The following is a 16936-nucleotide window of genomic DNA, read 5'->3' as shown; positions in this document are numbered from 1 at the left end:
CGATGGCCGGCCTGCGTGAACGCCTGGGCCAGGCGAAGCGGTTCGTCGACGGGGTGCTGGGAGCCGACAAGTACCAGCACTACCTGGAGCACCACGCGCGGACCCATCCGGGGCAGACCCCGATGACCGAGCGGGCGTTCTGGAAGGACTACTCCGACTGGCAGGACAAGAACCCGCAGGGACGCTGCTGCTGACGCGGCGCGGATACCCGCGGAGAACGGGCAACCACCCTGTGGTTGCCCGTTCTTCCGTTGCGGGCCGATGAAGTCCACTTCGATACTCCACGCGGCGGTACTGCCCGGTAGGCTTGGTACTGACTTGAAACGACGACCTGCAAAGTAGAGCGATGGCATTCTTCTCACGTTTGCGCGCACAGCGTGCGGCAAACCGCGAATTGGGCGAGGGCGTCTGGCGCCGCGCCCACGATCGCTTCACCCGCTCCCTGGACCGGATTTTCCAGGTGCTCGAAGGCATCAACGACGTCGAGATCTACAACCAGCTGGTGGCGCCGGCCAACGAGATGGCCGAACTGCTGCCCGTGGTGCGCCAGCTGTGCACCGACGCCCAGCGGATCACCCCCAGCGACGACGAAGCCATTCCGCAGTCCACCGCCGGCGTGCACCGCTCGCTGACCAAGTCGGCCAACGACCTGGCGACCACCGCGCAGGTGATCGCCATGATGCGCATGCAGGCCGAAGCCGGTTCGCCAATCAACATCCTGTCGGTCGAGCACCGCGCGCAGATCGTGAAAGATGACGTCAACCAGGCTGCGCAGCTGCTGGCATCACTCAAGTAACGCCGCCTTACGAATTTCCTGAAAGCACCTGCGGGCGCGGCTTGGGATGCACTAGATTGGGTGCATGACCCAAACTGTTCCAGAACTGACATTCCACGACGGAAACACCATCGACCAGCTTGGCTACGGCGTGTGGCAGGTGCCGGACGCTGAAGCCGAGATCGTGGTCGGCAAGGCCATCGATGCGGGCTACCGCCACATCGACACCGCCAAGATCTACGGCAACGAAGAAGGCGTCGGCCGCGCCATTGCCTCGGCCGGCATTCCGCGCGAAGAGCTGTTCATCACCACCAAGGTATGGAACGCCGACCAGGGCTACGAGAACACCCTGGCCGCCGCCGATGCCTCCTTGCAGCGCCTCGGCCTGGACTATGTCGACCTGTACCTGATCCATTGGCTGCAGCCCAAGCGCGGCACCTACGTGGACACCTGGAAGGCCTTGATCCAGCTGCAGAAGGATGGCAAGGCCAAGTCCATCGGCGTCTGCAACTTCACCGTCGAGGCACTGGAAGAGCTCTACGCCGAGACCGGCGTGCGCCCGGTGATCAACCAGGTGGAGACCCACCCGTACTTCCCGCAGTCAGAACTGCGCGCCTACGAGGCGCAGCACGGCATCCTGCACGAGTCCTGGTCCCCGCTGGGCCAGGGCGGCGACCTCCTGACCGACCCGGTGCTGGTGAAGATCGCCGAGAAGCACAGTGCTTCCGTGGCGCAGGTGGTCATCGCCTGGCACCTGGCCCTGGGCAACGTGGTGATCCCGAAGTCCGTGACCGAGTCGCGCATCATCGAGAACTTCGCCTCGCTGGAGCTCACCCTGGATGACGAGGATCTGGCCGAGATCAACAGCCTGGACCGCGGGGCCGAAGGCCGCATCGCCGCCGACCCGGCCACCGCAGACTTCGCCTAGACCCTGATGCGGATGCGAAAAGGTCCTTGGTTTCAACTGAAACCAAGGACCTTTTCTTCACATGGAGCCCCCTGCCGGATTTGAACCGGCGACCTGCTCTTTACGAGGGAGCTGCTCTACCCCTGAGCTAAGGAGGCCTGCACCTGCAAGCAGGCACTGTGTAACTTTATCCAAGTAGAACTCGCAACGTCAAAACGACAGGCGAATTCGGGCCAATAATTAGCAGACGGTATCCGCTTCGGGGACCTTGCCGTCGATCAGGTAGCCGTCGACAGCATCGGTGATGCACTGGTTGGAGCGTCCGTAGGCGGTGTGGCCATGGCCCTCGTAGGTCAGCAGGGTGGCGTTCTCCAGCTGCTCGGCCAGCGACTGCGACCAGGCGTAGGGGGTGGCCGGGTCGCCGGTGGTGCCGACCACCAGGATTTCGTTGGACCCCGGGGCGTCCAGCGACTCGGGCTGGCCGGTGGCCTTGTAGCTCCACTTGTCGCAGGTGATGTCGCCGTAGGCGAGGTACTTACCGATCGTCGGGGAGGCCTCCTCAAGCGCCTTGGCCTCCGCGTCCATGGCCTGTTCGCTGGCGTCCATCGGGCGGTCCAGGCAGTTGATCGCGGTGAACGCGTCGGATGAGTTGGACCCGTAGCTGCCGTCCTCCTGGCGGTCGGCGGACAGGTCGGAGAAGTACAGGATCTGATCCACGTCGCCCTGCACGGCCGCGGCCATGCCCTGGGTCAGGTACGGCCAGTTCATGTCGTTGTACAGCGGGATGATGAAGCCGTTGATGAAGTCGATGATGGGCACGGCGCGCCCGTCCGAGGACTGCAGCGGCTGCTCTTCGAGGCGCGCGAAGAAGTCCTGCAGCTGGGTCTTGGCCTCGTCGAGGTTTCCGGTGAACGGGCAGTTCTCGCCTTCCAGGCAGTTCTGCAGCCAGGCGTCGATCTCGCCCTCGAAGCCTTCGGCCTGGGCCAGGGTCAGCTGCTGCGCGGTGGCCAGCGGGTCCATGGCGCCGTCCAGCACGAACCGGCCGACCTTCTGCGGGAAGAGGTCGGCGTAGGTGGAGCCGAGGAAGGTGCCGTAGGAGTAGCCCAGGTAGTCAAGCTGGGTGTCGCCGAGCACGGCGCGGATGATGTCCATGTCCTTGGCCGCGGAGACGGTGTCCACGTGGCCCAGCAGGTCGCCGGTGTTCTGTGCGCAGTCCTTGGCGTAGTCCTCGGTGCCGGCCTCGACCTCATCGCGGTCCGCCGGGTCCCAGACCTTGAGGTTCTCCTGGCGGCCCTCGTCGATTTCCTCATCGGTTTGGCAGGTCACCGGGGTGCTCTGCCCTACTCCGCGGGGATCGAAGCCGATGATGTTGTAGGCGCGCTGCAGGTCGTTGCTGAGCATCAGCTGCACCGAGTCGGTAACCATGTCCAGCCCCGAACCGCCCGGGCCGCCGGGGTTGACCAGCAGGTTGCCCTGCGCGCCGTCGACGGCGCGGCGGTTCAGCGCCAGGGTGATGCTGTCTTCTTCCGGAGCGGAGTAATCCAGCGGGACCTTGATGTCCGCGCATTCGATGGTGCTGCCGCACTTCTCCCAATCGATCTGCTGGGTGTAGTACTTCTGAAGCGCCGGGACCTCGGTCTTCGCGGCGTCGGCGGCGGCGCCTGCGCCGTCCTCGCCGGAAGTCGGCGCGCAGGCGGTCAATGCCAGGGCGAGCGCGGCGGCCAAGGCTGTCAGGCGGTACATGGTGCGTCGTGCGGGCAAGATGGTGGTCTCCTTGGGGTGGAAGCGCCGTCCGGGCAGCGGGTGGGGAGGCTAGCGGCGGCCGGGGTTCTGCAGCAGCCGGGTCATGAGGGCCTCGAGCGCCATGAGCTGGTTGACGTTGGCGGCGATGCGCCGGCGGGCTTCGTCGATCGCGTCGATCTGCGACAGGGTCTTCTCGCGGCTCTGGTGCGCGGCGAAGGCATTGAGCTTTTCGCGCAGGTGCTCGTTGACCAGCTCGACCCGGGTATCCAGCTGCAGGCTGAGCACGTCGCGGAAGAAGGTGGTCAGATCGGTTAGGGTGCGGTCGATGGCGTCGAAGCTGGCGCGGCGGGCGAAGCGCTTGGCGTTCTCCTCCAGCTCGCGGAACTGCCCGCGCAGCCCGGCGGGGATGTTCTCCTCCTCGCCCAGCCCGTTGGCCTTGCGCAGCTCGGAGACCTTGTGCTGCAGGTCGGCGCCGGTGATGTGCTCGGCGCGTTCGGCGGAGAGCTTCGAGATCTCCGCGGCGGCCTCCATGGCCTGCGGCAGGGTGGTCACGCGCAGGGGCAGGGTGACGACCTTCTCACGCTGGATGCGGGCCTGCTCGTCGCGGGCCAGCAGGCGGGCCACGCCGATGTGCGACTGCGAGGCGCGGGCGGCGAAGCGCGCAAGTTCCGCATCCAGCCCGTCGCGGCGGACCAGCAGCTGGGCGACGTCCTCGGTGGAGGGGATGGACAGGTTCACCGCGCGGCAGCGCGAGCGGATGGTGACCAGCACGTCGGCCGGGGACGGCGCGCACAGGATCCAGATCATGTTCGCCGGCGGTTCCTCGATGGCCTTGAGCATCACGTTGCCGCTGCGCTCCGACATGCGGTCGGCGTCTTCGATGATGATGATGCGCCACCGGGCCTGGGAAGCCTTGTCCTGGGCCTGGGTGATGATCTCCCGGATGTCGCGGACCTGGTACTCGAACTTCTCGGTTGAGATGAAGGCGACATCCGGGTGCTTGCCCGAAACGACGCTGACGCAGGTGGGGCAGGTGCCGCAGCCGGCGGGGGACGCGGTGCACTGCAGCGCCGCGGCAAAGGCGCGCGCGGCGGTGGTGCGTCCGGAACCCGGGGGACCGGTGAACAGCCAGGCATGGGTGGGTTCCCCCTGGTCGACCTGCTCGGTCAGCGTGGTGATGACGCGCTGCTGTCCGGCCAGGTCCGCGAAGACCGGGCGGATCACAGCAGGCCCTCCAGATGCGCGGTGATCTGCTCCTGCAGCTGCTCGATGCCCTGGTTGGCATCGATCACCAGGTAGCGTTCGGGCGCCTGGGCGGCCAGGTCGGCGAAGGCGGAGCGGATGCGCTCGTGGAAGTCGTCCGGCTCGGATTCCAGCCGGTCCGATTCCTCGACGCCGCCGGTGCCGGCAATGCGCCGGGAACGGCCGTCGGCTGCGGAGATGTCCAGCAGGATGGTGGCATCCGGCTGCAGGCCTCCGGTGGCGAAGCTGTTGATGGAAGCCACCGCGTCCACGCCCAGTCCGCGTCCCACGCCCTGGTAGGCCAGGGAGGAATCGACAAAACGGTCGCAGACCACGTGGGTGCCGGCTTCCAGCGCCGGGACGATGACCTGCTGGACATGGGCCGCGCGGGCCGCCGCGTACATCAGGGCCTCGGTGCGCGCGTCGATCTCGCCGTGGCCGTGCTCCAGCACCAAGGTGCGCAGCTTCTCGCTGATCTGGGTGCCGCCGGGTTCGCGGGTGGTCAGCACGGTGGCGTTGCGCTCCTTGAGCCACTGGCTGGTGCGCTGGACCTGGGTGGACTTGCCGGCGCCGTCGCCGCCTTCGAAAACGATGAACAGACCGCGGGCAGGGGCAGACGAATCGATACTCACCCCACTAGCCTAACGAACCTCGCTGAGATCTCCCTTTGCGCCGTTCGCCTTGCCCATAGATTCTCGTGCCCGAGGACATGAAATGAAACGCATCCGGGAACACGGAAACCGCAGGCGTAATCTGGAGAATATGACCAACCCCGCAGAATCCGCCGCCCCTGCCGCCTCCTGGGATCCCAAGACCCTGATCGTTGCCGGGGGACGCCCGGCCCACGGGTTCGATGCCCCGGTCAACCACCCGGTGACCTTCACCTCCACCTACCATTCGCAGGGCATCGCCGCCGCGGGGGAAAAGGTCTATGCACGCTTCTCGAACCCCACCTGGGATCCCTTCGAGCAGGTGCTCGGCGGCCTGGAGCGTTCCACGCTGCCGGCGCTGGTGTTCTCCTCGGGCATGGCTGCGATCGCCGCGGCGCTGAGCCTGGTTCCCGAGGGCGGGACCATGGTGCTGCCGGCCCACTCCTACAACGGCACCCTCGGCCTGGCCAGGGAACTGGAAGCGGCCGGGCGCTTCACCCTGCGCCCGGTGGATGTCGCCGACACCGACCAGGTGCTCGCGGCCCTGCAGGGCGCGGATGTGCTGTGGCTGGAATCTCCCACGAACCCGATGCTGGAGGTCGCCGACCTGCCGGCGCTGCTGGCCGCCGCCGCGGCGCAGGGCGCGCTGGGCATCGTGGACAACACCTTCGCCACCCCGCTGCTGCAACGGCCGCTGGAATTGGGCGCGGATCTGGTGGTGCATTCGGTGACCAAATACCTTTCGGGGCATTCGGACGTCATCATGGGCGCGCTGGTCACCCGCGACGAAGCGCTGCGCACCCGTCTGCACGGCTACCGCACCCTGCATGGCGCGATCGCCTCGCCGATGGATGTCTTCCTGGCGTTGCGCGGGGTGCGCACCATGGCGGTCCGTCTGGAGCGGTCGCAGGCCAACAGCCAAATCCTCGCCGAACGCCTGGCGGCGCACCCGAAGGTCAGCGTGGTGCGTTATCCGGGCCTGGAGCAGGATCCCGGCCATGCGCGGGCCAGCGAGCTGATGGACGGCTACGGTTCGGTCATCGCCTTTGAAGCCGGTGCCACGGCAGGGGATGCGGATGCGGTGGTCGCGGGCTTCAGCTTGATCACCGCCGCCACCTCGCTGGGCGGGGTTGAAACACTGGCCGAACGCCGCGCCCGCCACGCCTCGGAACCGGCCACGGTGCCGCCGAACCTGATCCGCCTTTCGGTGGGCATCGAGGACGTGGAAGACCTGTGGAACGACCTGTCCCGGGCGCTGGAAGGGATCTAGCCGAGGTCGGCAATCGGCCGCGTGGCATGCTGGGCGTGAAGCGCACGTCGCAGGTAAGGTGAAAACATGCAATTCATGAATCTTGCGGTCCTGATCGAGGCCTACATGCTGCGCGCCCTGGGGATCGCGATCCTGGTACTGGCGGTCTGGGCAGTGGTCGATTGCCTGCGCCACCCGGCAGACCGCTTCGCCCAGGAGGGCAAGCGCACCAAGGGCTTCTGGACCGCGTTGACCGTCGGCAGCGCCGTGGTTGCTGCGTTGTCGGTGCTCAGCTCGGGCAGCGGCGGATTCCTCCAGCTGATCGGCGCCTGCGTCGCCTGCGTCTACCTGGCCGATGTCAAGCCCGCGGTGAGCGGCAAGGGCGGCGGCTGGTACAACTACTAGCCTGGTTCGCCGGCGAAGTTTTCCACTCAACCCGGGTCGCAGCATGTAATACATGTCGCGGCCCGGGTTTTGCGTTCGCGGGTAACGTTCAGCAGGAGTTGCCCCGGGATTGGATAAGATGGAAAGCATGAGTCACACTTTGATCTTGCTTCGCCACGGACAGAGCGAATGGAACGAAAAGAACCTTTTCACCGGTTGGTACGACGTATCGCTGACCGAAAAGGGTCGCGCAGAGGCCGCCCGCGGCGGCCAGCTGCTGACCGAGGCAGGCTACAAGCCTGAGGTTCTGCACACTTCGCTGCTGACCCGCGCCATCGTCACCGCGAACCTGGCGCTGGAAGCCGCCGGCCGTTCGTGGATCCCGGTCAACCGCGACTGGCGCCTGAACGAGCGCCACTACGGTGCGCTGCAGGGCAAGGACAAGGCCCAGACCCTCGCCGAATTCGGCGAGGACCAGTTCATGCAGTGGCGCCGCAGCTACGACACCCCGCCTCCAGCGCTGGCCGACGACTCGGAGTTCAGCCAGATCGGCGACGAGCGCTACGCAGCCCTGGGCGATGACGCGCCGCGCACCGAATGCCTCAAGGACGTACTCGACCGACTGCTGCCTTACTGGGAGAACAACATCAAGGCAGACCTGTCCGCTGGCAAGACCGTCATGGTGACCGCGCACGGCAACTCGCTGCGCGCCCTGGTCAAGCACCTGGACGGCATCAGCGACGAAGCCATCGCCGGCCTGAACATCCCGACCGGGATCCCGCTGGTCTATGAGCTGGACGACAATTTCCAGCCGATCACCGCGGGTGGAACCTACCTGGATCCGGAAGCCGCAGCCGACGCCATCAAGGCCGTCGCCAACCAGGGCCGCTAGCCAACCGGACTTTTCGGCGGCACCGTCCACGCCATCTCGGATGAGATCGGCCGGCGGTGCCGCCGTTTCCGCTTAACGGCAGGTAGCCGTGAAGTCTCCGGCTGTGAGCGAAACCATGAGCAAGGATTGTCTTTTTGGTATTACTATGCTGTAATCTCCTATTTCGAATAGGCTCAATGGCTCACGTTAGGAATGCAATTCGTGGCAACTGATTACGACGAAGTCCGCCCGGACGTTGCCGAGGCGCGCAAGGCTTCTTTGGACGCGGTTAAGTCCGCTAACGCACCAGACGCCAAGTCCGTGGTGCGGGAGCTCGACGAGACCGATCACACCGACGGCATGGACCTGCCAGGTGCAGACCTGTCCAACGAGGAACTGACCGTTACGGTCATTCCGCAGAAGGACGACGAATTCATCTGTGGTTCGTGCTTCCTGATCCGCCACCGTTCACAGCTGGTACGTGAAGAAGGCAATGTAGGATTCTGCGTCGAGTGCGAAGGCTAAACCTTCCTTAGACACCGTGCTCTGCGACTGTGCAGAACACATCGACCGTGAAGGCCAACCGTTGTGGTGGCCTCTGCAGTCGTTTAAACCGGGTTTCCAAGGCTGTGTCAGGTCCTTGCAGCCGGTTAAACCATGACGCCGCGGGCGCCGGGGATTTCTCCCCGGCGCCCGCGGCGTCAGTGCTGGCTTGCCGTACTTAGAGCTCGGATGGATCCCATTCGCCGGTCACCAGGTAGGTGACCTTGCGGGCCACGGAGACGCCGTGGTCGCCGAAGCGTTCCAGATAGCGGCTGGTCAGCGACACGTCGACGGTGGTCGGCGCGTTCGCGCTCCAGGACTCGTCAGCCACCTGGGTGAAGACGCTGGCGTGGAGGGCATCCAAGCGGTGGTTCAGCTCGATGATGTCACGGGCAATCTGCAGGTCGCGGGTGTCCAGCAGCTTGGCGACGGCTTGGGCGATCTGGATGTCGAGCTTGGCCATCTCGGAGAAGGTTCCGGTGATCTCCGATGGCAGCGCACGGCTCGGGAATCGCAGTCGGGTCAGCTGGGCCAAATGGCGGGCCAGGTCTCCCATGCGTTCCAGCGAGGCGCTCATGCGCAGCGAGCCGACAATCATACGCAGGTCCGAGGCCACCGGCCCCTGGAGCGCGAGCGTGTCGATGGCGCGCTCGTCCAGCTGGTTCTGCAGGAAGTCGATCTTCGCGTCCGCGGCGATCACTTCCTGGGCCAGTTCCACATCGGCGTTGGCCAGCGAATCCCACGCCCGGTCCATGGCGACCGCTACCTGGTTCGCCATCTCGATCAGCTCTTCACCGATCTGCTGCAGATCTGCCTGAAATACCTTGCGCACGTAGTAATCCCTTTCAAGGTTCGGAAGGTGCTCATGCCCGCGTCAACATGGTTCTGTTTTCGGGCATGGCGGAGGGTCTGAGTCCAGAATGCCAGCGGGTGATTAACGATTATTCCCGGAAAGGTGAACGTTTGGTGAACAGCACGCAGAATCGGCCGTTTTCGCGTCATCTGCGGACAAAACTCCCGTGGATGAAAGATAGTCTAAGGATGTGAACGAAGTAATTTCGATCTTGATTGCCGCGGTGCTCGGTTTGGCGCTGGGTGTCGTGGGCATCCTGGCCTTCCGGTTCTCGCAGAGCCGCACCGCCCGGCTGCCCGAGGTCGACGAGCCAGTCCTGCCGGAAGGCGCCGCCGCGGTGCTCTCCGTGATCGGGCGCGCCTTCGTCATCCTCGACGACGTCGACGGGGTGGTCCGCGCCAACCCCGCCTCCTACGCCTACGGCTTGGTCCGCGGGCACACCCTGGTGCACGACGAGCTGCTGGCGCTGGTGCGCCAGGTGCGCGCCGATGGGGTCATCGCCGAAAGCCAGTATGAACTGCAGCGTGCGACCCTGGGTGCCGGGCAGCTGATCGTGCATGTGCGTGTGGCCCCGCTGGGGGACGAGTACATCCTGCTGCTGGCCGACGACCGCACCGAGATCACCCGCACCGAAGCGATGCGCAACGACTTCGTCGCCAACGTCTCCCACGAATTGAAGACCCCGGTCGGGGCGATCTCGCTGCTGGCCGAGGCCATCAGCGAAGCGGCCGACGATCCGCAGGCGGTGCTGCGCTTCTCCACCCGGATGGGCAAGGAATCGCGCCGCCTGGCCGCACTGGTGCAGGACATCATCGAGCTTTCCCGGCTGCAATCCAGCGACGCGATCACCCACGGACGCGAGTTCCAGCTCGCCCCGGTCATCGCCGAGGCGGTGGACCGCAACAAGCTGCTCGCGGAGGAAAAGGGGATTACCGTGTCGGTGGGCGGCGACCTGACGGAGGACCTCCACGGCGACCCCGACCTGCTGATGACAGCGCTGCGCAACCTGATCGACAATGCGATCCGCTACTCCCCGCCGAACACCACCGTGGGCGTGGGCATCCGCCAGCGCGACGGCTACGCACAGATTTCCGTGACGGACCAAGGCCCGGGCATATCCGCGGAGGACCAGGAGCGCGTGTTCGAGCGCTTCTACCGCGTGGACGGCGCCCGATCGCGCCAGACCGGCGGTACCGGGCTGGGACTGAGCATCGTCAAGCACGTGCTGGCCAACCACGGCGGCGAGGTGTCGCTCTGGTCCCAGCCGGGGCAGGGATCCACGTTCACACTCAGACTTCCCATGATGGATGAAGAACCGGCTGCAGCGCTTGAGCCGGCCACAGATATGAAGAAGAAACAAGCGGTTGCCGCTGCTGCGGAAGACCGCGAAGGAGGACGCCGATGACCCGCATCTTGATTGTCGAGGACGAGGAGTCGCTTTCGGACCCGCTGTCCTATCTGCTGGAGCGGGAGGGTTTCGAGGTCAGGGTTGCCGACGACGGGATTGTCGCGGTCAGCGAGTTCGAACGCCATGGCGCGGATCTCGTCCTCCTGGACTTGATGCTCCCGGGCCAGCCGGGCACCGAGGTGATCCGCCAGATCCGCCTGAACAGCCAGGTCCCGGTCATCATGCTCACTGCCAAGGACTCGGAGATCGACAAGGTGGTCGGCTTGGAGCTGGGCGCCGACGATTACGTCACCAAGCCGTACTCCTCGCGCGAGCTGCTGGCTCGCATCCGTGCGGTGCTGCGCCGCCAGGGCGAGAGCGAGGAGCTGGTCAGCAACGTCGTGACTGCCGGCCCGGTGCGCATGGACGTGGAGCGGCACATCGTGTCGGTCAACAACTCCGAGGTGGCCATGCCGCTGAAGGAGTTCGAGCTGCTGGAGATGCTGCTGCGTAATGCCGGACGCGTGCTGACCCGCGGCCAGCTGATCGACCGGGTCTGGGGCAGCGATTACGTGGGCGACACCAAGACCCTTGACGTGCACGTCAAGCGACTGCGCTCGAAGATCGAGGGAGACCCGGCGGCGCCCGAGCTGCTGGTCACCGTACGCGGGCTGGGTTACAAGTTCGTGGCCTAGCAACGGCCGTTGAGCCGGCGGCTGCTTCGCGCAGCCGCCGGCGGCAGACAGAAAACCCCGGCGGCGCCCACTGTACAGTGGGCGACGCCGGGGTTTGCGTGTTCTGAAGCCTAGTGTCCGGATTCGGTCTTCGGGCTTGGAACCAGGTGCTCGGTGGTGGCTGCCTTGTAACCGCCCGGAACGAAGTCGCGGTATTCGGCCAGGGTGCCGTCTACGACTGGAACCGAGAAGTCAACGGTCGTGCCGGAGACGGTGAATTTGGTGTCGGCGTGCTTGCCGGCCATGATGCCCAGGTCGCTGATGACGGTCTTGTTCTTGTCATCTTCCAGCTTGGTCTCGCCCTCGGCGGCAACCTTTACGGTGACGGAGGAGGCGTTCCCGGCCTTGATCTCAAGGTTCAGGTCGGACTTGCCGTCGTTGACGACGGTGCCGATGAGGCGAGCGTCGGTGGCCTCGGTGTTGGTCACGAACATCAGGTTGCGAACCTCGGCGTCGGCAACGTTGACGTTGATTCCATCGCTGGCTGCGTAGTCGATATCGGTGGCCTGCTGGTTGATGGCGCCACAGCTGGTGACACCGAATGCCAGGGCAGCCACAGCGAGGGACGCGGCAATGCGGCGTCCAACGGTCATGCGTGCGGTGATCACGACACTAACTCCTCGGTGAGAATAATGAGATGCTTTGGTTCGCGGCCGCGTGAAACGGTCGGCACCTAAGGAGCAGTGCAGACAGCCTTATAGACCACGATTACCTCTAAGCCTAGCCGTTTTTTGGTCAAAGACGCGATTTAGCGACGTGCAACACACGCTTTTCGAGAGCTTGTAGACAAGTTGCTCTTTTGGGAAAGGGGCAGGTGGGCAACGTGCATACTATTTTCATACCACGTTCCTACGGCGATTGGAAGAGGGAATTCCGCGTGATTTCGCGGTTATTTGGGGCACAGTGAAAACGGCGTCAGCACCAGACATGGTAGACTGGGAGGTGGGAAAGGGGTTTATCCACATGGTTTTTGAGGTTGGCGAGACTGTTGTCTACCCGCACCACGGCGCTGCAACGATCGAGGAGATCAAGCTGCGCAAGATCAAGGGCGAAGAGAAAATGTATCTCAAGCTTCGCGTAGCTCAGGGAGACCTGACTATCGAAGTTCCCGCCGACAAGATTGATCTAGTAGGCGTGCGAGACGTGGTAGATCCGGAGGGCTTGAACCATGTGTTCGACGTCCTTCGTGCTGAATTCACCGAAGAGCCGACCAACTGGTCGCGCCGTTACAAGGCGAACGTTGAGAAGCTTGCTTCCGGTGACGTCATCAAGGTGGCAGAGGTCGTTCGCGACCTGTGGCGCCGTGAGAACGACCGCGGCCTGTCGGCTGGCGAGAAGCGCATGCTGGCCAAGGCGCGTCAGGTCCTGATCAGCGAAATGGCGCTGGCCAAGGATCTCGACGAGACCAAGGCCGAGGGGCTGCTGGACGAGGTTCTGGCTTCCGCCTAGGAAGAATCTCCTGACAACACCGCGGGGCGCATTAAGCGCACCCGCGGTTTTGCATTTAAGCCTGAACCGCCGGGGTCCGAAACCCGGCGCGATAAGCTGTGCTCTGTGAACCAAGTGAAACAGCGCAAAGCATCGGTGATCCTGGTGGCTGCGGGAATGGGGACCCGGCTGGGTGCGGGCATCCCCAAGGCCCTGGTCGAAATCGCCGGCAAGTCCCTGGCCGAACATGCGGTGGACCGCATCCTTCAAGTGCCCGGGATCCGGGAAGTCGTTGTGGTGACCCCGCCTGCCGACGAACGCCTTGCCGACGCGCTGCGCGGCCGCCCCGAATCGGTGCGCACCACCCCCGGTGGCGCGAGCCGCGCCGAATCCGTGCGCAACGGCTTGGCCCATGTATGTGCCGACGCCGAGCTCATCCTCGTCCACGACGCCGCCCGCGCCTTCGCCCCCGCCTCGCTGTTCCAGCGGGTGCTGGATCAGCTGGACATGCCGGGCTGCGCGGCAGCGATCCCGGCGCTGGCCGTCTCCGACACGATTTCGGTGGTCGCCCAGGATCCTGCCGGCGGCGAACTGGTCGTCCAGACCCCGGACCGCTCAACCCTGCGCGCGGTGCAGACCCCCCAGGGATTCAGCGCCGCTGCGCTGCGCGAAGCCCATGCGGGGCTCGGGTCATTGAGCGCGGAGCAGCTCGCAGCGGTCACCGACGACGCCTCGATCGTCCGCGCCGCCGGCGGCGCGGTCCATGTGGTGGCCGGGGACGCCAGGGCGCTGAAGGTCACCCACCCCGACGATCTGGCGGCCGCCGAACAGCTGGCCGCGGCGACCACCGAAGCACCCCACCGAAATGAGCCACAGGACATGCTGCTGCCACGCGTCGGCACCGGAATCGACATCCATGCCGTGAGCACCGACCCGAAGCGCGAAATGTGGCTGGCTGGGCTGTATTTCCCGGAGAATGTCGGCCTGTCCGGGCACTCCGACGGCGACGCCGTGGCCCATGCTGCCTGCGACGCGCTGTTCTCCGCCAGCGGCATCGGGGACCTGGGGACCCACTTCGGGGTCGACCGCCCCGAGTTCGCCGGGGCCAGCGGGGTCAGCCTGCTCGCCGAAGCCGCTCGCTTGGTCCGCGAGGCCGGATTTGAGATCGGTAACATCGCGGTGCAGTTCGTCGGGCGGCGCCCGCGCTTCGGCGCACGTCGCGAAGAAGCCAACCGCGTGCTCTCCGCGGCGGCCGGCGCACCGGTGAGCATTACCGCCACCACCAGCGACGGGCTGGGATACGAGGGCGCGGGAGAAGGCATCACCGCCTACGCCACCGCGCTGGTCTACGAACGCCCGTAGGCTCCGTCCCGGAACCGGGCGGAGCCGCGCCTCGCGCGGCGAGCTTCCCTCCCGGCACGCAAGCGGCAGGTTCTTCGGATAACCTTAAACCGTGAGCCTGCGATTCTATGACACCAAATCCGCGTCCGTACGGGACTTCCAGCCGCTGACCCCCGGTGAAGTGAAGCTGTACTATTGCGGTGCCACCGTGCAGGGCATGCCGCACGTGGGGCATGTGCGCAGCGCCATCGTCTTCGACGTGCTGGTGCGCTGGCTTGAATACCGCGGGTTCGCGGTCACCACGGTGCGCAACGTGACGGATATTGAAGACAAGATCCTGGAAAAGTCGGCGGCCTCCTTCGCCGAGGATTTCCAGGCCGACGAGTACTACACGCCGCGCGAACAATGGTTCGCGCTGGCCTACCGCTTCGAGCAGGAATTCGCCCGCGCCTACGAGACCCTGGGCGTGCGCCGCCCGACCTACGAACCCCGCGCCACCGGACACATCACCGAGATGCACGAGCTGATCGAGCTGCTGATCGAGCGCGGCCATGCCTACCCGGCGACCGACGGCTCCGGCGACGTCTACTTCGACGTGCGCTCCTACGCGCAGTACGGCGCGCTGACCCGGCAGAACATCGAGGACATGCAGGCGGCCACCGACGCGGATCCACGCGGCAAGCGCGACCCCCGGGACTTCGCCTTGTGGAAGGGGCACAAGGACACCGATCCGCTGACCGCGTCCTGGCCAAGCCCCTGGGGGCGCGGCCGACCGGGCTGGCATCTGGAATGCTCGGCCATGGCCACCAAGTACCTCGGCACCCACTTCGATATCCACGGCGGCGGACTGGACCTGCGCTTCCCGCACCACGAGAACGAGCTGGCGCAGTCCGCGGCGGCCGGCCACGGGTTCGCCAACTATTGGATGCACAACGGCATGGTCACCTACGAGGGTGAGAAGATGTCCAAGTCCGTCGGCAACACCATCTCCCCGCAGGAAATGCTGGAGCTGGCCGACGCCCGCGTGGTGCGCTACTTCCTGGGGCAGGCGCAGTACCGTTCCATGCTGGACTATCGTCCGGACTCCTTGACGGAGGCCGGCGCCGCGGTGGAGCGCATCGACACCTTCATCTCCAACGCCTGCTACCGGCTGGGGGACGCGGCAGGTGCGAGCACCGCCACGAGCGTTCCGGATGCCTTCGGCGCGGCAATGGACGACGACCTGAACGTGCCGATGGCGCTGGCCTCGCTGCATGAAACAGTCCGCCGCGGCAACGCCGCGCTGGATGCCCATGAGGATGGCGCGGTGGCCGAGGCGCTGGGCCAGGTGCTGGCGATGACCCGGGTGCTGGGTCTGGACGACGCCCGAGAAGACGCCGGGGCTGCAGCCTCTGCGGAGCTGCAGGCGCTTGACACGTTGATCCAGGCGCAGCTCACCGAACGCGCCGAAGCCCGCGCCGCCAAGGACTGGGCCCGCTCGGATGCCATCCGCGATGCGCTGGCCTCCGCCGGAATCACCGTGGTGGATTCCGCGGACGGCGCCCGCTGGACCCTCGAGAACTAAAACGACTTCAAATCAAAGGACAATCAGATGAGCAAGAAGGGCCCAACCAAGGGTAGTGGGGGCAAGGGACGTAGTTCCCTCAAGGGCAAGGGCCCGACCCCCAAGGCGGAAGACCGCCCGTACCACAAGGCCTACCGCAGCAAGCAGCTGGCCGAGCGTTCGGCTGCCAAGCGGACCGATAACAAGCGCACCGACCGCATCCGCGTCAACGCCGAGTACGTCACCGGACGCAACTCCGTGGTCGAAGCGCTGCGTGCCGGGATCCCGGCCAAGGCGCTGCACGTTGCCATCCGCATCGATGTGGACGACCGCGTCCGCGACTCCCTGAAGCTGGCCGCAGAGCAGGGCATTCCGCTGATGGAAGCTTCCAAGACCGAGCTCGACCGCATGACCGACGGCGCGATCCACCAGGGCCTGGCCCTGCAGATCCCTTCGTACGAGTACAAGGATGCAGTCCAGCTGGCGACCAAGGTGGTTAAGGACTACGACAAGGGCTACCGCACCGCGCAGCCGTTGCTGCTGGCCCTTGACGGCATCACCGATCCCCGCAACCTGGGTGCGATCGTTCGCTCGGCTTCCGCTTTCGGCGCCGACGGAGTGATCATCCCTGAACGCCGCAGCGTCGGCATGACAGCTTCGGCTTGGAAGACCAGCGCGGGCGCAGCTGTCCGCGTTCCGGTAGCCAAGTGCACGAACCTGACCAACGCCCTGAAGGAGATCAAGGCCGCGGGCATCTTCGTCATCGGCCTGGACGCCGGCGGTGACATGATGCTGCCGAACTTCGAACTGGCAACTGGTCCGTTGTGCATTGTCGTTGGTTCCGAGGGCAAGGGCTTGTCCCGACTGGTTCGCGAACACTGCGACGCGATCGTCTCGATCCCGATCAACTCTGCAATGGAATCTCTGAACGCTTCGATGGCAGTGGGCATTTCGCTGTACGAGGTTTCGCGACTGCGAGCCGAAGAAGCGAAGTAGCTGCTTCACCGACCAATTAGGCTGTAATCCGCGTACGGAAGTGCGCAGATTGCAGCCTAATTGCATTAAGTGAGCCGCTTCATAAACCCGATTTTCGGTGATATTTGCGAGTTCCGGGCTGTTTGCGATGGAGAATCCCCGGAATCCTGCGGAAAAGGTGACTTCCGTTTGGGAAACGGGCCGATTTTGCGTGGGGGCGGAAGGCGTGTAGAGTTTTATCTCGCGCCGCTGACACGGACCAGCCGGAAACGGCAGGGATGTGGACGCGAAGCGAACAAGCGTGAAACACG

Annotated in this window: 19 protein-coding genes and 1 tRNA gene; 14 read left to right on the top strand and 6 right to left on the bottom strand. The window is 65.3% G+C overall.

What is annotated here, in order from left to right; genetic code table 11:
- Positions 1 to 2: 2 nt before the first annotated feature.
- The 3 genes from IEY43_RS15430 to IEY43_RS15420 all read left to right on the top strand — a co-directional run bounded on the left by IEY43_RS15430 (position 3) and on the right by IEY43_RS15420 (position 1703).
- Positions 3 to 194 (top strand): YbdD/YjiX family protein, encoded by a 192-nt coding sequence (locus IEY43_RS15430; protein ID WP_053797362.1) that lies wholly within the window; start codon positions 3 to 5, stop codon positions 192 to 194.
- A 152-nt stretch (positions 195 to 346) separates the two neighbouring features.
- Positions 347 to 796: a hypothetical protein gene (locus IEY43_RS15425; protein ID WP_188949489.1), complete on the top strand. Its 450-nt coding sequence runs from the start codon at positions 347 to 349 to the stop codon at positions 794 to 796.
- A 64-nt stretch (positions 797 to 860) separates the two neighbouring features.
- A complete protein-coding gene (locus IEY43_RS15420; RefSeq protein WP_188949487.1) occupies positions 861 to 1703 on the top strand; it encodes an aldo/keto reductase in 843 nt (280 codons plus the stop codon).
- Between the two features lie 62 nt (positions 1704 to 1765).
- Here the strand turns inward: IEY43_RS15420 and IEY43_RS15415 are convergent.
- The 4 genes from IEY43_RS15415 to tmk all read right to left on the bottom strand — a co-directional run bounded on the left by IEY43_RS15415 (position 1766) and on the right by tmk (position 5299).
- A tRNA-Thr gene (locus IEY43_RS15415) sits at positions 1766 to 1840 on the bottom strand.
- 82 nt (positions 1841 to 1922) lie between these two features.
- Positions 1923 to 3443 carry an alpha/beta hydrolase gene (locus IEY43_RS15410; protein ID WP_229777442.1) on the bottom strand — a complete coding sequence of 507 codons (1521 nt, stop codon included), beginning with the start codon at positions 3441 to 3443 and terminating at the stop codon, positions 1923 to 1925.
- Between the two features lie 51 nt (positions 3444 to 3494).
- On the bottom strand, positions 3495 to 4649 hold the full coding sequence (locus IEY43_RS15405) for a DNA polymerase III subunit delta' (protein WP_188949486.1): 1155 nt from the start codon (positions 4647 to 4649) through the stop codon (positions 3495 to 3497).
- Positions 4646 to 5299 carry a dTMP kinase gene (gene tmk / locus IEY43_RS15400; protein WP_188949484.1) on the bottom strand — a complete coding sequence of 218 codons (654 nt, stop codon included), beginning with the start codon at positions 5297 to 5299 and terminating at the stop codon, positions 4646 to 4648. The genes IEY43_RS15405 and tmk overlap by 4 nt, the downstream gene beginning before the upstream one ends.
- Positions 5300 to 5429: 130 nt before the next feature.
- Here tmk and IEY43_RS15395 point away from each other — a divergent pair, with 130 nt between their 5' ends.
- The 4 genes from IEY43_RS15395 (at position 5430) to IEY43_RS15380 (ending at position 8346) form a co-directional block, all read left to right on the top strand.
- Complete coding sequence (locus IEY43_RS15395; RefSeq protein WP_188949482.1) at positions 5430 to 6587, top strand: trans-sulfuration enzyme family protein; 1158 nt, start codon at positions 5430 to 5432, stop codon at positions 6585 to 6587.
- Positions 6588 to 6653: 66 nt separating this feature from the next.
- A complete protein-coding gene (locus tag IEY43_RS15390) occupies positions 6654 to 6971 on the top strand; it encodes a DUF2516 family protein (RefSeq protein WP_229777441.1) in 318 nt (105 codons plus the stop codon).
- A 127-nt stretch (positions 6972 to 7098) separates the two neighbouring features.
- Positions 7099 to 7842, top strand: coding sequence for a phosphoglyceromutase (locus IEY43_RS15385; protein ID WP_188949481.1), 744 nt, complete (start codon positions 7099 to 7101; stop codon positions 7840 to 7842).
- A gap of 201 nt (positions 7843 to 8043) precedes the next feature.
- Positions 8044 to 8346: a DUF4193 domain-containing protein gene (locus tag IEY43_RS15380; protein WP_038993831.1), complete on the top strand. Its 303-nt coding sequence runs from the start codon at positions 8044 to 8046 to the stop codon at positions 8344 to 8346.
- Between the two features lie 196 nt (positions 8347 to 8542).
- Here IEY43_RS15380 and phoU read toward each other — a convergent pair whose 3' ends face one another.
- A complete protein-coding gene (gene phoU / locus IEY43_RS15375) occupies positions 8543 to 9196 on the bottom strand; it encodes a phosphate signaling complex protein PhoU (RefSeq protein ID WP_188949479.1) in 654 nt (217 codons plus the stop codon).
- 211 nt (positions 9197 to 9407) lie between these two features.
- Between phoU and IEY43_RS15370 the strand changes: the two genes are divergently transcribed.
- Complete coding sequence (locus IEY43_RS15370) at positions 9408 to 10622, top strand: sensor histidine kinase (RefSeq protein WP_188949477.1); 1215 nt, start codon at positions 9408 to 9410, stop codon at positions 10620 to 10622.
- Positions 10619 to 11299, top strand: a complete 681-nt coding sequence (locus IEY43_RS15365) for a winged helix-turn-helix domain-containing protein (RefSeq protein WP_188949476.1) — start codon at positions 10619 to 10621, stop codon at positions 11297 to 11299. The genes IEY43_RS15370 and IEY43_RS15365 overlap by 4 nt, the downstream gene beginning before the upstream one ends.
- A gap of 110 nt (positions 11300 to 11409) precedes the next feature.
- On the opposite strand, the gene IEY43_RS15360 is transcribed toward IEY43_RS15365, so the two are convergent.
- A complete protein-coding gene (locus IEY43_RS15360; protein ID WP_188949474.1) occupies positions 11410 to 11946 on the bottom strand; it encodes a hypothetical protein in 537 nt (178 codons plus the stop codon).
- A gap of 355 nt (positions 11947 to 12301) precedes the next feature.
- Between IEY43_RS15360 and IEY43_RS15355 the strand changes: the two genes are divergently transcribed.
- The 5 genes from IEY43_RS15355 to IEY43_RS18250 all read left to right on the top strand — a co-directional run.
- Positions 12302 to 12787, top strand: coding sequence for a CarD family transcriptional regulator (locus tag IEY43_RS15355; RefSeq protein WP_047117922.1), 486 nt, complete (start codon positions 12302 to 12304; stop codon positions 12785 to 12787).
- Positions 12788 to 12892: 105 nt separating this feature from the next.
- Positions 12893 to 14128, top strand: a complete 1236-nt coding sequence (ispD, locus tag IEY43_RS15350; RefSeq protein ID WP_188949472.1) for a 2-C-methyl-D-erythritol 4-phosphate cytidylyltransferase — start codon at positions 12893 to 12895, stop codon at positions 14126 to 14128.
- A gap of 91 nt (positions 14129 to 14219) precedes the next feature.
- Positions 14220 to 15671, top strand: coding sequence for a cysteine--tRNA ligase (gene cysS / locus IEY43_RS15345; RefSeq protein WP_188949470.1), 1452 nt, complete (start codon positions 14220 to 14222; stop codon positions 15669 to 15671).
- Positions 15672 to 15698: 27 nt separating this feature from the next.
- The gene (rlmB, locus tag IEY43_RS15340) at positions 15699 to 16646 is read left to right on the top strand and encodes a 23S rRNA (guanosine(2251)-2'-O)-methyltransferase RlmB (protein ID WP_188949469.1); all 948 of its coding nucleotides are present in this window, start codon (positions 15699 to 15701) and stop codon (positions 16644 to 16646) included.
- A gap of 69 nt (positions 16647 to 16715) precedes the next feature.
- Positions 16716 to 16936, top strand: a 221-nt coding sequence (locus IEY43_RS18250; RefSeq protein WP_229777440.1) for a hypothetical protein, incomplete at its 3' end; no start/stop codon positions are given.

Source organism: Glutamicibacter protophormiae (assembly GCF_014647495.1).
In the GTDB taxonomy this organism is placed as follows: Bacteria; Actinomycetota; Actinomycetes; order Actinomycetales; family Micrococcaceae; genus Glutamicibacter; species Glutamicibacter protophormiae.
Note: the sequence above shows the minus strand (reverse complement) of the source record. Positions and strands in the feature narration are given on the sequence as shown.

Coding starts and splice junctions, on each gene's coding strand:
- IEY43_RS15355 (WP_047117922.1), top strand. CDS start 12,302: ATGGTTTTTGAGGTTGGCGAGACTGTTGTCTACCCGCACCACGGCGCT.
- IEY43_RS15385 (WP_188949481.1), top strand. CDS start 7,099: ATGAGTCACACTTTGATCTTGCTTCGCCACGGACAGAGCGAATGGAAC.
- IEY43_RS15365 (WP_188949476.1), top strand. CDS start 10,619: ATGACCCGCATCTTGATTGTCGAGGACGAGGAGTCGCTTTCGGACCCG.
- IEY43_RS15430 (WP_053797362.1), top strand. CDS start 3: ATGGCCGGCCTGCGTGAACGCCTGGGCCAGGCGAAGCGGTTCGTCGAC.
- IEY43_RS15395 (WP_188949482.1), top strand. CDS start 5,430: ATGACCAACCCCGCAGAATCCGCCGCCCCTGCCGCCTCCTGGGATCCC.
- IEY43_RS15390 (WP_229777441.1), top strand. CDS start 6,654: ATGCAATTCATGAATCTTGCGGTCCTGATCGAGGCCTACATGCTGCGC.
- IEY43_RS15420 (WP_188949487.1), top strand. CDS start 861: ATGACCCAAACTGTTCCAGAACTGACATTCCACGACGGAAACACCATC.
- IEY43_RS15425 (WP_188949489.1), top strand. CDS start 347: ATGGCATTCTTCTCACGTTTGCGCGCACAGCGTGCGGCAAACCGCGAA.
- rlmB (WP_188949469.1), top strand. CDS start 15,699: ATGAGCAAGAAGGGCCCAACCAAGGGTAGTGGGGGCAAGGGACGTAGT.